The sequence below is a fragment of the Kiritimatiellia bacterium genome (assembly GCA_025054615.1).
Taxonomy (GTDB): Bacteria; Verrucomicrobiota; Kiritimatiellia; order CAIVKH01; family CAIVKH01; genus JANWZO01.
Map to the genome: position 1 here is coordinate 1 of JANWZO010000001.1, position 13888 is coordinate 13888.

General features: G+C 60.0%; 10 protein-coding genes and 1 tRNA gene. 1 reads left to right on the plus strand and 10 read right to left on the minus strand.

Translation table 11 applies throughout. The features are described 5' to 3' along the window. From NZ740_00005 to aspS, 9 genes are all read right to left on the minus strand, one after another. Positions 1-284 (minus strand): hypothetical protein (locus NZ740_00005; protein ID MCS6770392.1); only part of this gene is annotated, 284 nt, incomplete at its 3' end. 1375 nt (positions 285-1659) lie between these two features. Beyond that, positions 1660-2088, minus strand: coding sequence for a hypothetical protein (locus tag NZ740_00010; protein ID MCS6770393.1), 429 nt, complete (start codon positions 2086-2088; stop codon positions 1660-1662). After that, positions 2085-2573, minus strand: coding sequence for a hypothetical protein (locus tag NZ740_00015; GenBank protein ID MCS6770394.1), 489 nt, complete (start codon positions 2571-2573; stop codon positions 2085-2087). Before NZ740_00015 ends, NZ740_00010 begins: the two co-directional genes overlap by 4 nt. Continuing rightward, complete coding sequence (locus NZ740_00020; GenBank protein ID MCS6770395.1) at positions 2570-3184, minus strand: sigma-70 family RNA polymerase sigma factor; 615 nt, start codon at positions 3182-3184, stop codon at positions 2570-2572. Before NZ740_00020 ends, NZ740_00015 begins: the two co-directional genes overlap by 4 nt. Positions 3185-3506: 322 nt before the next feature. Beyond that, a complete protein-coding gene (locus NZ740_00025) occupies positions 3507-4439 on the minus strand; it encodes a metallophosphoesterase (protein MCS6770396.1) in 933 nt (310 codons plus the stop codon). Next, positions 4436-5716, minus strand: a complete 1281-nt coding sequence (locus tag NZ740_00030) for a VanZ family protein (GenBank protein MCS6770397.1) — start codon at positions 5714-5716, stop codon at positions 4436-4438. Before NZ740_00030 ends, NZ740_00025 begins: the two co-directional genes overlap by 4 nt. A 23-nt stretch (positions 5717-5739) precedes the next feature. Beyond that, positions 5740-7002 (minus strand): VanZ family protein, encoded by a 1263-nt coding sequence (locus NZ740_00035; protein ID MCS6770398.1) that lies wholly within the window; start codon positions 7000-7002, stop codon positions 5740-5742. Positions 7003-7017: 15 nt separating this feature from the next. Continuing rightward, the gene (gene malQ / locus NZ740_00040) at positions 7018-8652 is read right to left on the minus strand and encodes a 4-alpha-glucanotransferase (protein ID MCS6770399.1); all 1635 of its coding nucleotides are present in this window, start codon (positions 8650-8652) and stop codon (positions 7018-7020) included. After that, positions 8612-10405 (minus strand): aspartate--tRNA ligase, encoded by a 1794-nt coding sequence (gene aspS, locus NZ740_00045; protein ID MCS6770400.1) that lies wholly within the window; start codon positions 10403-10405, stop codon positions 8612-8614. The genes malQ and aspS overlap by 41 nt, the downstream gene beginning before the upstream one ends. A gap of 247 nt (positions 10406-10652) precedes the next feature. Between aspS and NZ740_00050 the strand changes: the two genes are divergently transcribed. After that, positions 10653-10728, plus strand: a tRNA-Glu gene (locus tag NZ740_00050). Positions 10729-10755: 27 nt separating this feature from the next. On the opposite strand, the gene NZ740_00055 is transcribed toward NZ740_00050, so the two are convergent. Next, the gene (locus NZ740_00055) at positions 10756-13752 is read right to left on the minus strand and encodes an Ig-like domain-containing protein (protein ID MCS6770401.1); all 2997 of its coding nucleotides are present in this window, start codon (positions 13750-13752) and stop codon (positions 10756-10758) included. Positions 13753-13888: the final 136 nt, after the last annotated feature.

Below are 13888 nucleotides of genomic sequence, written 5' to 3' on the forward strand. Positions count from 1 at the left end.
TGCGCGTTCGTCAACGCCGCGTCCAAATTGCCGACGACCCCGTGCTGCCCGATCACCGTCGCATAGAGCCCGTCCACCGCCGTCGCAAAATTCGTGCTCTGGTGCAGCAGCGTTCCCCCCGTCGGCGCATCATACATCCGGAACACCAAACTCACCGGCCCGCTGTACAGGTTCGTCCCCTGCACCAGCCGACCCTGATAGTGAATCATCCCCGGCGCATCCGCCTGCGCCAAGTCGGCTACGGCCCCGATCAACAGCATCGCGAACAGCCAACCGCGTTTCATCGCGGCTTCCCTCCTCCTTATGGTCGTAAAGTACATGCGCGTTTTCTCCTTGCCCATCACTGTGAAATCACCCTCCTCAGCGTTCCAATCTCTTTGCGAAGCGCCCGGATCTCGTTCCAGAGTTGAGCATTCTCTTCTTCAAACCGCTCACTGTGTTTCGCAAGCGCTGGGACGGAGGCGAAGAGGACCTCCTCCGGCCCAATGGCTGACCCCCCCTGCGGTTACTCTTCGGTACCACTAAGTCCAGTTTGTTTGTCCCATCCTAATATACGCTTCCAACGTATTCCAGGTAGGATTATTTCTTAAGCTCGCTGTTTCCGCAATCCAGTTCTTTTTGGCTTGTCATAACTCTTAGCAAACATCCACTGGCAAACGCGATAGAAATGATCCGATGTCCGAGGAAGGAGTACTGCTGTGATGGCAGAACTACCAAGGAATCAGAATGAGTGAACGAGGCTGAAGGTTACTGAGGCAGAGAAAAACCTCTCGTGCGTGGGTGATGTGGCGCGAAAACCGGGACTTAGCGTTCGCGGCGCCAAACGGGTTTGGCAGAAATTTCGGATTGAGGGGGATGCGGTGTCGGTCCACCGAAGTCGCGGCCGACAAATAAATCGGCAGGAGGCGACGATCCGTGAAGGGGCGCTTGAGAGGTATGCCAAACGTTACGCGGGGTTTTGGGCGACAGCTTCGGCTTCAGCGTCGTCGTTTTGAGTCGTAGCCGCGCTCGATGAGCCCGGAGAATTACTGGTGACCTGTAGAGGGGCGCGGTGAGCCCGGAATCTTTCCGGCGCCAACGACGCCGGCGGAAGGAAATTCTGCGGGGCTTCAGCCATAGGACTGAGATTTAGACCTCTCATGCGGCCGCGACATCGGATAGATGGCGCAGCAGGCCCTTTTTTATGAATAGGTATTAACAGGAACTCATGTAATTCGTTTTTACTCGATTCGTCAGATGGAACATTTAATACTGATCTCATGAGGAAGGGGAGTTCGATCAGACCGCTTCCATGCCCGACGTGCGGCTATCAACCGGAGTCCTTTGCAGAAACGGTCTGCGCAAAATGCGACTCGCTACTCTACGAACCGACGCAGGGCGCTTACCTTCAGGTCGATATCGCTCACAAAGGTCAAACTAGAGAAGATGCAACACGGATCATTGAGAAGAGTCTTAACGAGGCCATCATAAAGCGGAAAAGCGCGATTCATTTTATCTGCGGTTACGGTAGCCAAACCGGGCACACATCGATCATTCGCAACCATGCCATAAACGTTCTAAAGCGCCTGGCGAGGACGTCGAACTATCAAATGATATGCCCGCCCGAGAATCCCGGTAAGATCATCCTCGTTCTCGAATCTCATCGGAAAACGGCGTCCTCTATTTGGCCGTGATTGTCACGATCAAACGGCCCTCGCCGTGGGGAACGCCACCGAGGATGGCCGGGCGCCCGCGCTGAAGCTTGATGGACGTACTTAGGAGGCGCCGGTCATCCCGGTACCAGATGACTTCCACGTGGCTGCCGCGGTCACGCCCGGCGCGAACGGAAAGCACGTGGCCCTCTCCGAGATCGATCGCGGCTTCGCCTGGTGTGTGGAGAATGACAGAACCCATGCCCAACAGGCGGTACGTCTCAAATCGGAGAAGCGGGCGGAGGATGTAGTCCACGCGCTCGAGACGGCGATCCAGCGGGGCGGGTTCATTCGACGCCAGGATCCGCATCGCCTCAATTTCTATGGTCCCGTTTGCCGAGACCGGCGCGGCAGCCAAACCGATCACCCACCCCATGAGCATGAGAAGCCGTTTCATGTCGGTCCCTCCGCAGGCGGACCTTCGGGCATTACAATCCAAATGACGACCGCGCCATTTTCGGAGTCTTCGTAAACCATGGCACTGCTTCCAGGCAATTCCGGTTCAACCCATTCAACCACCGGCCCGGCGGCATGAGCGTGAAGCGGAGACATCGGGCGAAGACCGATCACGCCGAGCCCGACGACGAGAACAAGCGTGGCGGCAATGGCCGCCCAATTCCAGTGGGCTCGGATCCGCTCCGCCTCGCGGCGTTGGGCGCGCCTTAAACGGATCTCCCGAAGGACATCGATGCACATTGTTTCCGCTGGCGGCGTTGGAACCGGCTGCCGGCGCAGGAGGTCGCCCACGGTGTCCCAGGCACGAAGCGATGCTTCCACGTCAGCGGGTGGGGGTCCCTTGGCGTCGAGCCGTTCGGCCTCTCTCGGCTTCAGCTCTCCGTCGCGCCGCCGGCTCCAGGCTTTCAAGCATTTCTCCACGTTCATAGCAGGTCCTTCAAAAGGCGTTGCATTTCGCGGCGGGCGTAAAAAAGGCGCGACATGACAGTACCGGTACGGCATTTCATGACCTCGGCGATTTCGCGGTAGGAAAGACCTTCGACCTCCCGCAGAATCAGGGCTGCCCGGTGTTCCGGCGTAAGCCGCTGGAGGGCAGCTTCAAATGCTTTCCAGATCTCGTCCCGCGAGACGCTCGCGTCGGGTCGTCCCGCATCCGGCGCCTGCCATTCCGCGGCCGGACTGGGCTCGCGCTCGGGTAGCTCGTCGAGGGAGACCTCCCGTCGGCGGGTCGATCGGCGAACCTCGTCAAGCACGGTGTTAACGGCGACGCGGTAAAGCCATGTAAAAAACCTGGATTCCCCCTTGTACGTGTGGAGGCGCTGCCAGGCCCGAACCCAAGCCTGTTGAGCCAGTTCTCGCGCCAATTCCGCGTCGTTGACCATGCGGTAAATTACTCCATAGACCCGGCTGTGAAATATTTGTACCAACTCGCCGAAAGCGCGGTCGTCGCCGGCCTTGGACCGGCGCACGAGGTCTTCGACGCCCGCTTCCGGCGAACTCTCCTCGAGGTTGGACGCCTCCGACTCAAGGTTATTCATTCCGACGCCAGCCCCCTTCGTCTTGGCGGGCTGAAAATCTGTTTACCCGCCTCCCAGGTACGCGACGCCTGCGAGATGGACACCCGCTGCGCGTCATCGTTGCAAATCGGGCTTCGCTACTCAACTTGGGAAAGTTACGTCGCGTAGGGGCCAAGGTCATATTACCTCGGTTCATAAGCCTGCCGAGGGTCTTGAAGTCGGAGCGAGAATCTGGTGGATGAACCTTGGTCGTATTTCTGATCCTCCGCCGATACGAAGCGCGTCCGCATAGTTTGGTAACTGACCTATTCTCTCAGCGCCTCGCGCAGCCTCTTCGTACTAATCACACGCGCCGTGGTTTCCAGCCCAGCGGAATATACTCCCAATCCACCCGGGTCCGACGGAGGGTTACCACGCCGAATCCCGGCTCCGTACCCATCCACGGCCCGCGCCACCACCGGCCGCAAACGGCTCCGCCTGTGATAAACGTCGTGCCCCGCCATCGAACGATTTCATCCACGTGCAAGTGCCCCTGCAACACCAGGGGCAACGGGCGGTTCTCAAATGCATGAATTACCTCGTGCGCATTGACGACAATCCGATTTCTCCGCGCGGAGGCCTCCCCGCCCTCTGTGGCCTGGAAGAACGTGGTTAGCAAGGGCATATGTGTAACCAGCACAATCGGGCGGTCTTCCGGCGTGCGCTCCACGACCTCGCGAATCCAGGCGATTCGCTCGGGCGCGACATATCCCCGGTAATGAAGATCATCGCCGGTGAGGTCCACCGAATCGATAATGATGATCCTGCAGTCGCCCGCTTCGACGACAAAATTCGTCTCTCGCACAGCCAGTTCCTCGCGGAAGGCTGCCCGGGGATCGGATTCGGGCGGCCCGCCATCCTGGGGCCGGAGCCCGACGCAATCATGGTTTCCTATCGCTAAAATCGGCGGCTGCCGGAGCTTGTCGAGCAGATGCGCCCGAAAGGCTTTCCAACGATGGTCCACGGCCGCGCGGCTGCTCGTGAGCCCGTCGGTGATATAGTCGCCGCCGCCGATGATGAGGTCGGCTGCCTGGCGATTGATGAGATCTGCCGCCAGCTCCATTGCCACTGGCGTTTCCCACTCCACGCGCGCATGCACGTCCGTGAAAAAGGCAATCCGCACGGTCTCGCGCGGACCCTGCTCCACGGCCCAGCTAGCGCGCCGCGAGAAGCCGAGTCCTACGGCGCCCGCCCCAAGGGCGCCCCAGAATTCGCGACGGCTCATGCGCTGTTTCATGGTGGAGTCTGACGCCTCACCTTGCGCCGTACATCATAGGTTTCCCCGACCAGCGTGAGCAAGAGGACCGCGGCAACCGCGGCCTGCAATTCCCGCTTCGAGCACCAGGTGATCAGCTCACGGCTCACCGGGCTGTGATACGGCCCCGGCAGAGCCTCGCGCGCCGCCTCAATCCGGCGCGATTCCGGCCACCTGCGCTGAGTTGCGGCGAGCGTGCTGCCGTAATACTTCTCGAGGATCATGTTTTCGCCCCACGCCACTGTCATCAACACCCGCCGTTCGGCCGAATCTATCTTCGGCTCTTTGGCTCGATCCCAAAACCGGTCGCGCCGAAACAGACGTACGCGGAATTCGTACAAAAAGGGATCAGTAAACATCGAATAGCGATCGATGAAGGCTTGGTAGTCTTCTTCCTTCGGATATTCGCGGAGAAGTTCGGCTGCTTCATCGGCGCGTGCGCTGTCAGACGCAAGAATCCGCTCCCGCTTCAATCGCGAATTGAACGAACCAATCTGTGGATCCACGTGGCGATAGCCATATTCGACCATGGCTTCTTTGAACACGAACGCGTCCGGCCGATAGGAATACAGGGGGCTCCAAACGTCGGGGGTGTTGGAGACGATGAGAAGGAAGACAAGGCTTAGGATCTGGGCAAGACGCCACACGGCGCGCGTGGACCGCATCCCGGCCCGAATCGCCATCCGTTGCGGCGCCAGGCCGGCTGCCAGACCGATTTGAACCAACACACCGGAAATCGCATTGATAAAGAGATCTCGAAAATCGAAGAATCGACGCGGAACAATCCACTGGATCACCTCGTCCAGCGTGCCCAGAAGAGCGCCCATCAGCACCGAGCAGATATAGGCTCCGCGGTCGCCATAGCGGTGCGAGTAGGCGCGGAACAGCAGGAGGGACAGCACGCCGTACTGCACAAAATGCAGGGCCTCTTCCGCATTAGCGCGCAGCAACCACGTACCCCATGCAAAGATCGCGCACAGCGAAGCCAGCAGGATCCATTGCCGCCGCGTCATCGGCTCCGGCCTTCGCCGATAATAAGCCACCGCCCACAGTGCACCCGCCGCGATGCAACCGTAGACGAACCACGAAAAGGCAGCGCGGGTCCAATTTTCCGTCACCCAGATTTGGATTCCACGCGCGATCGGGATGGTTGTGTAAATGACGAGGGTCCAGAGCGCGACGAGCGTCCAGTTCCAAGCGCCCCGTCGCCACGATTCCTTCGCCCCAACAGCCTCACGAGATGGTTCAGCGTCAACCACGTTCGCCGAGACCTTTCCGCTCCTTATCCAGCCCTGTGGGACCGGCCAGTGGCCAGCCGGTCAGACATCCGCCAGAACCCGGCGCATAACGCGAGAGCTCCCGCGGCGATCAGCCAGACGTCGGTCAACGTTACAGCGCAAACCAAGTGGCGTCCAACGGGACTGGTGTAGGGATCCGCTCGGATATGCGTCGCGAGCGATTCCTTCGTCTCATCGGTCCAGCGCTGGCCGGCGGCCTCCAAGGTCCTGGGCAGATACCGCTCGAGAAACTGGTTCTCGCGCCATGCGATCGTGGCATGAAAGGAGTAATTATCCGGGTCGGACCGATACTTGGGCAGCACGCCCCAGTAATGATTTCGCCTCTCCAGCCGCTGTAGGGCCTCGAACAGGAACGCATCACGCGCGGCAGCGAGGACCATGCGGCGATTGGTTGGGAATCCGCTCTGGGCCGCCTCAGCGAGCAGAAGGCCCACATCCGGCCCTCGCAGGGTGTCGGCGAGGCGGAGCGATTCGGGGTCAAAACGTGAGTAGAAACGTCCGCCATCCGCCTCTCGATAGCAGAACCCGTACTCCGTCATGGGATGCGTGTTGTCAAACAGGGGTTCCAGGGCGGGAATCCGCGACGTCAGGCGCCGGGCCATCTGGGGCGTATTGGAGAAACAGAGCGCCAGCAGGACTGTCGCGGACGCAGCCAGAGCAGCGGCCCGGCGGATGGATTTCGGTTGAATAGGACCTCGGAGATAAGGCGGCCGAAATCCCAGCGCTAGGGCTGTCAGCACACACGCCACGGCCGCGGCATTGTGCGCGACATCCCGCAAATCCCAATAACGGCCGGGTGAAAACCACTGCAGCGACTCGTCGACCACGCTCACCAGCAGACCCGCAAGAAAAGCGTGGAGGTATACCAGGCCATCCCGCCCATCGATCGCGAACGCTCGGAAGCAGAGGACGCCCAGAACGCTGTACAAGACGAAATGGGTTGCTTCCGCAGGCGAATCGAGGCCGACAAAGGCCATCCCCCAAAAGACAGCCCCTGCTCCGGCTATGGCAGTTGCGCGAAGCCAGGCCCGACCCCGGAATATGCGGACCCCCCGATATAGGGCGACGGCGGTTGAGACCGTCAGCACGGCAAGGGAAATCCAGCGCAGAGAGCCCTCTCCCAGCCATTGGTTGGAGATGCGCTGAATCGCCCGCGCGAACGGAATGATGGCGAATATGAACGCCGACCAACCGAACACCCACGCCCAGGCGCCGAGTCGCGAACCCTTGGGCGGGTATTCAATCATTATAAATGCCCGCAATCAGTCGTGGATGCGGCCCGTCTCCTCGGTGAGGAGGCGCAACCGCTGTTTGATTTCGGGCGTCAACTGCTCCCAGCGAAAACGCCAGCGCCAGTTGCCGCCCTTGGTACCGGGAATGTTCATACGCGCCTCGGACCCCAAGCCGAGGAGGTCTTGTAGCGGAAAAATCGCGGTATTTGCATTTGATCGCATCGCCAGTCCGATCAGATCCCAATGAATCTCATGCCCATCCGTGCCCAGGTAATTTAAGATGGCTTCGCGCTCTTTTTCGATCTCTTCCGCGCTGCGCGTGCTGCCCTCGCCGGCTCGACTGTTGAACCACCCCACTGTCGTGTCATTGTCGTGGGTTCCAGTGTAGACAACGCAATTTTTGGGGTAGCTCTCCGGGCGGTACTCGGCGGCCTTGGCGTCGTTCCCGAAGGCAAACTGGAGGACCCGCATACCGGGAAACTGAAATTGGTCGCGCAGGGCGTCGACATCCGGCGTAATCACGCCGAGGTCCTCGGCGATGATGCTCACATTTCCAAGATGCCGTCTGACAGCGTGGAAGAAATCTGCCCCAGGGCCCGGTACCCAGCGCCCATGGATGGCCGTGTCCGCGTCACCGGGGATTTCCCAGTAGCCGGCAAATCCGCGGAAATGATCGATCCGAACAATATCGACCATCTGGAAGATCTTTCGAAGCCGGGCAATCCACCACGCGTAGTCTTGCGCCTTGTGCACATCCCAGCGGTACAACGGGTTTCCCCATAGCTGGCCTGTCGCGCTAAAGTAATCCGGCGGGACTCCGGCGACGACGGTGCATTTGCCGTTTTCATCAATGTAGAAGAGCTCGCGGTGCGACCACGCGTCCGCGCTGTCGTGCGCAACGAAAATCGGGATATCTCCGATGATCTTAATGCCCCGGTCGCGGCAGTAGAGGCGGAAGCGGTGCCACTGGTCGTCGAAGATCCATTGAAGGATTTTGGCGTTCCGAATCGCAGTCCTGAATTGCCTGCGGGCATGAGCTAGGGCTGATGGCTCGCGACGCACAAGTTCCGGCTCCCAAGTGTGCCATGGCTTCAAGTTGTGCGCCTCCTTGAGCGCCATGAACAGGGCAAAATCCTCGAGCCAATCCGCATTCCGCTCGCAAAACTCCTTGAAAGCCTGCTTTTGGGTCTGCGATGCATGCCGCTCAAAGGTTCGGCAGACCGTGCGGAGCACGGCCATTCGCGCGGGGATGACCTCCCCGTATTCCACGTGGTCATCCGGAAACTTCGGAAACTTGTCCAGATGCCACTTTTTCAGAAGGCCGTCCTGGACAAGCAGATCGAAACTGATGAACATCGGGTTGCCGGCAAAGGTCGAGAACGACTGGTACGGCGAATCGCCATAACCCGTGACCCCGTGGGGCAGGATTTGCCAAAGGTGCTGCCCCATCTCCACCAGCGCATCGGCAAAAGCTCGGGCCGAGGGACCGAGGTCGCCAATTCCCCAACGACCGGGCAACGACGTGATATGCAATAAAATTCCGCTTTCTCGAGGAAAGTTCACCGTTTCCCTCCTATGTAAAAACGACTTTGAAGTAAAACGGTTTACCCGCGATCTGTCACGTTTATTTCCGAGGGGAATCCGATTCTTCCTCCGGCAGGTCAAGCTGAATCCAAACTTCCCGCAGTTGTCGCGCTTCCACCCGGTCCGGCGCGTTCATCATCAGGTCGACAGCCTTCTGGGTCTTCGGGAAAGCAATCACGTCGCGGATGCTGTCCGCCCCAGCCATCAACATCACGAACCGGTCAAGCCCGAGCGCAATGCCTCCGTGCGGCGGAGCCCCGTATTTGAAAGCATCGATCATGTGGCCAAACATCATGCGAATTTTTTCCTCAGGCAGACCCAAGGCACGGAATGCGCGCGCCTGTAGATCCGAATCGTGAATTCGGATGCTGCCCCCGCCAAGTTCAATGCCGTTGAGGATAATGTCGTACGCAAGAGCGCGCGCACGGAGCGGGTCGGTTTCGATCAGCGCCGCGTCATCGGGGTGAGGTGCCGTAAACGGGTGGTTGACCGACGTGATCCCCCCTTCCGCGCTCCGCTCAAAAAGCGGGAAGTCGGTCACCCATGTGAACCGGAACACGCCGGTGGGTATCGCTCCCGCCTCCGCGCCGGCCAGCAGGCGGATGCGGCCCAGAGCGATATTCGCAATATCCGGCTTGTCGGCTGCGAAGAGCACAAGGTCACCGGGGCGCATATCCAGCCGATCTCGGAGCAAGGCCTGTTCGGCTTCGCTGAAGAATTTGACAATGGGCGATTTCCAGGAACCGTCCGGCTGAACCCGGATGTAGGCGAGTCCGCCCAGCCCGGACTCTTTTGCCACCTGGGTCCAGTTGTCGATCGTCCCCTGCGACACCGCGCCAAGCCCCTTCGCGTTGATGGCCTTGACCACACCCCCCTGCGCGAGCACCGACGCGAAGACCTTGAATTGCGTGCCCGCGAAGATGTCGCTCAGATCGGTCAGTAGCATCTGAAACCGCGTATCCGGCTTGTCCGAGCCGTAACGGTTCATCGCCTCCGAATAGGTCATACGCGGGAGGGGCAACGAGGGGCGCGGGTGTCCGGCCGCCTCCATGGCATCGGCGATTAGCCCGTCGATCAATGCGTAGATGTCCTCAGGAGTGATGAATGACATCTCAATGTCGACTTGCGTAAACTCCGGCTGGCGGTCCGCGCGCAGGTCCTCATCCCGAAAACACCGCGCGATCTGAAAGTATCTGTCCAGCCCAGCAACCATGCATAACTGCTTGTACTGCTGGGGCGATTGCGGCAGGGCATAGAAGCAGCCTGGATTCACGCGGCTCGGCACCAGATAGTCGCGCGCGCCCTCGGGCGTGCTCTTCGTGAGAATCGGTGTTTCGATCTCGATGAAGCCTTTCCCGTCCAAATATCGGCGGATGGCCTGCGTGATCCGGTGGCGCAGAACCAGGTTTCGCTGCATCGACTCGCGCCGCAGATCCAGATAGCGATACGTCAGCCGCAATTCCTCCGCCACCCTGACGGCCTTCGCCTCCTCCAGCGGAAAGGGGGGCGGCTGGCTGCGGTTCAGCAATTCGATGGCCGTGCCTCGCACTTCGATCTCCCCCGTCGCCAGCCTTGGGTTGACCATGTCCGCCGGCCGCGGCTGCACAACGCCGGTCACGCGCAGGACGTACTCGCCTCGTGCGGATTGCGCCGCATCCCACGCCGACTGGGAATCGCGCGGGTCAAACGTAACCTGTGTCACCCCGTAGCGGTCGCGCAAATCGATGAAGATGAGACCGCCGTGGTCCCGCACTGTATCGGCCCAGCCGCACAACGTAACCGTCTGGCCCGCGTGTTGCCGGCGCAATTCTCCGCAGGTATGCGTTCGCATCATGGTCTGTGACGCTCCAAAAAGTTCCATTCTCTGTAAAAATTTTTTCAGCAGCTTCCATGCTTTGGAAATTCAGCGCAATGGACGCCTGCCGACGCCTGTTTCAACATTGCTCGCGCTTATAGGCACGCTAAGCGGTCTGAATCAATCTGTTATTCAGACCGCGGAGGCGCGATAGGTCCGGGCGGCGCGGCGGGCAGGGCGTGATTGACGCGATCGCATCGCTGCGGTAGCGTTCCTCAATCATCGCGCCCCCATCGTCTAGAGGCCCAGGACGCCAGGTTCTCATCCTGGAAACACCGGTTCGAATCCGGTTGGGGGTGCCAAGCCGCTAGGCAAAATGAACCCAGCATCTACTCCTGTGCGCGAACGCGCAAGAACCGCTGATCGTTGGTCGAAGCGGCGTCGAGATAGTGATGCCACGTGTTGGGCGGCGAATTGGTGAGGGTGCCGGCGGGCGCAAAACCGCCGAACAGATTTGTCGAGGCGTCCACAAACAAGCTTACGCCGCGGGACGGCGTCGGCTGGTATCGGAGCCGCCAGCGGTTGGTCTCGAACAACCATTCAATCAAGGGCACATTCGTCGCTGACATCGGATGGCCGCCCAACGCGTATTCCATCAGGTTGGCCCAACCGTCGCCGTCCGGATCAGCCGCGGCAGATGCCGCCGTCCCGGTTACGGATAGGTCCGAGATCCAATCGGCGAAGCGCTGCGGTCCAACCGGAGCAAAGCTCAACCAGTTGTAGTTGCCGGCCCCGTATTCAAAAAAGATGCGGATCACGCGTGTCCCGCGCGAAAGGTGGGCGGGAACGGGAGAGGTCCAGGTCTGCCAATTCTCGTAGTCCCAATTCCAGCGGCCGTTTGCGGGAATCGCAACGTTGCTGATGGCAAGCGAACCGTCGACATACAGCGAGATTCGCGGGTTCGGGAAGTTTGTTGGCGAGGCGTAGCGGACCCGCAGACCATATTCGTTGCTTTCGGGCACCCAGATGGTGTAGTCGAGCCACTCGCCGTTGTTGACCCATCCCACGTGGTGACCGCCGCCACTGTCGCCCGTCGGCTGGATATCGACACTGTCGATGCGATACGCGCCGCCCTCATTGTTCGGCGTCGTGTCGTGCCAACTGATGCCGGGGCCGCCGACGTCATAATTTTCGAATTCAATGCGGTTCGTCGCAACGGGCGCCGTCCCGCCGTAAGGTCCCTTTGGGGGATTGTTGACTTCAACCGTCTTCCACCCATAACCGCGGGCGCCCCGACTGTCGAATGCCTTGGCCAGATAGGAGTGGATACTGGCCGTCACGGGGAAATTAGTCACCATATAGGGCGCATTCGTGCGGGTGGCGAACAAGACATTTCCGCGATAGAACTCCACCTTCGAAATCGAATCCCCATCCGGATCGGAGACGGATGCACTCAGAACGAGGCTCGTGGGCGCCTCGTAGGGCCCTGAATTGAGTACATTCAGCGAAACGTTAGGCGAGCGATTCGACAGCGGCCCGATATCGACGGCGAGGGGTGGAGTCACGCCACGGCGCCCCGCGGTGTCCGTAACGCGCGCCACCAGCACGGCGAGCTGAGCGGTGGACGGCGTCCATGACAAAGTGTAGGGCGCCGTGGCATTGGAGAAGCGGACCGCGCCGTCGACCAGCAGCTCCACATACGCGATGGCCGCGTTGCCCGTGGCGACGGACGGAGTTGAGGACCACACTTCGCTGACGCGCCCCGAGACAGAGGGCGAAACCCACGCAATCTGCGGTGCGGGATTTGCCGGCGCTGAAACCGAAAGCGTGCCCAGAGAATATCTGCCGTTGGCGTCGCGTCCCTGGATCGCAAGGGAAAGCGGACGCTGGTAGTGGTTGGTTCCCTGTAGGAGAACAGCGACTTTCAGGGAGTACGATCCCGGAGGCAACGAAGCGGGCACCGCCAATTCATCGAGAATCGTCACCGGAACGTTCTTTCCGTTGGCTTCGGTCTCCTCCGTATTCACATCGAAATCCCCATTCACGGTCGTCGGAAGGAGCTGCTGAAAATCCAGGCGGCTTCGCGCCGACCAGACCAGGGACGTGCCGCTGTACAGTTCCCAGACCGGCGCCCATTTTTCATACGCCGGAGCGACGCCGACGTTCGACCAGCGTGACGTGATGACGAAACGGTGGCCAGCTTCGACCGAGTCCGGCCAAGCTGCTCGGTTCAATTGGAAGCGGAACCCAGCAGCCTTGCCGATCTCAATTCGCTGAGTGTGCGTGTTATAGGAATTTAGCGCGACCTGGCTTACCGCGTAGCGGATCACCTGTGTCTCGGCGCGCATCATCGCCGGCGTGTCTTCGCCGCCGAAGAATTCGACGACAAGAGGCGTTGTCTTCCACCGGTTGCTGAACGCGGCATTGATGTTCGGGAACCACGGGCCAACCTCATCTTCAAACCAATAGTGGCTCAGGTTGTCCTTCCGGACGCCCATGCGAGGGTATCGTTCCATGGCATACGCGAATCCGGTTCCGCTCCGCTCCGGGTAATCGCCATCGGTGTCCGGGATCATGAGGAGGCGGGTTTTTTGAAATGCGGCGGCGGCCATGTCGACGAGCCGGGCGCGGGTTTCGGGCGTTGCATTCAACTCGATCGGCAAATTGGTAAAGCCGAGCCCGCTCATATGCCATTCGCCCCAGTGGCCGTAAATCCCCACATCGACATAGGCGAGGCGCGGATCGCCATCGAACGCGGCACCCAGCGCCTGATACAATGCCTCGACGCGGGCAAGAAAATTAGTGTTGTTCCAGTAGGGGACGAAAATTCCATTGCATTCGGGCTTAGTCGAGGCCATCCGTCGTCCCAAGCCCTGCTGTTCGATATAGTCGGGCGCGCCCATCAAGCCGTCCGCCTGGCCGTCGTTGTCGATATCGCCCTCATATTCGCTAAGAATTTGAATGCGGAAGGCGAAACGACGTCCGGCCAGACGCGCCTGCTCCAAATGTTGGGTGATGACCGAAAAATTGTACACGCCGGGCGAAGGTTCGATGGCGCGCCAGACGAACCGCTTATATTCGTCAAACAGGACACGATTGGTAGGAATGCCTCGAATATCCGCCCACCCGCCGGCGGGCGTTCCCCAAGGATAAGGGTCCTGCCATCCCCAGCGATAATCGCCGACACCCGGATTCGGAATAACGCCGACCGTTTGGCCAACGCCGTTTGTGCCGTAATTCCCCTCGCCTACTCCGTACGGAATGATTGCCGGATCAATTGACGCGCCCAACACGGACCCGTTCAACCAAAGCCACAACGGACCGACGGCCAAGCAAGCCAATCGAATCCGCCATCCAAGACTTTCCGCCCGTGAATGAATGTTCATGGTTGCTGCCGCTTCATAAATCGTATCGCAGGTTCCGTGCCGGGTAAACCTACAGTAGCCCGATCCCCAGCGAACCCTTACCGTTACTGGTAGCGGTGCTGCGGGATTTGTCCGACGGGCAATTGGGAACAAATGG

Bases quoted from the DNA above. Each gene is read 5' to 3' on its own strand.
- NZ740_00055 (MCS6770401.1), bottom strand. From the start codon at position 13,752: ATGAACATTCATTCACGGGCGGAAAGTCTTGGATGGCGGATTCGATTG.
- aspS (MCS6770400.1), bottom strand. From the start codon at position 10,405: ATGATGCGAACGCATACCTGCGGAGAATTGCGCCGGCAACACGCGGGC.
- NZ740_00020 (MCS6770395.1), bottom strand. From the start codon at position 3,184: ATGAATAACCTTGAGTCGGAGGCGTCCAACCTCGAGGAGAGTTCGCCG.
- NZ740_00010 (MCS6770393.1), bottom strand. From the start codon at position 2,088: ATGAAACGGCTTCTCATGCTCATGGGGTGGGTGATCGGTTTGGCTGCC.
- NZ740_00035 (MCS6770398.1), bottom strand. From the start codon at position 7,002: ATGATTGAATACCCGCCCAAGGGTTCGCGACTCGGCGCCTGGGCGTGG.
- NZ740_00015 (MCS6770394.1), bottom strand. From the start codon at position 2,573: ATGAACGTGGAGAAATGCTTGAAAGCCTGGAGCCGGCGGCGCGACGGA.
- NZ740_00025 (MCS6770396.1), bottom strand. From the start codon at position 4,439: ATGAAACAGCGCATGAGCCGTCGCGAATTCTGGGGCGCCCTTGGGGCG.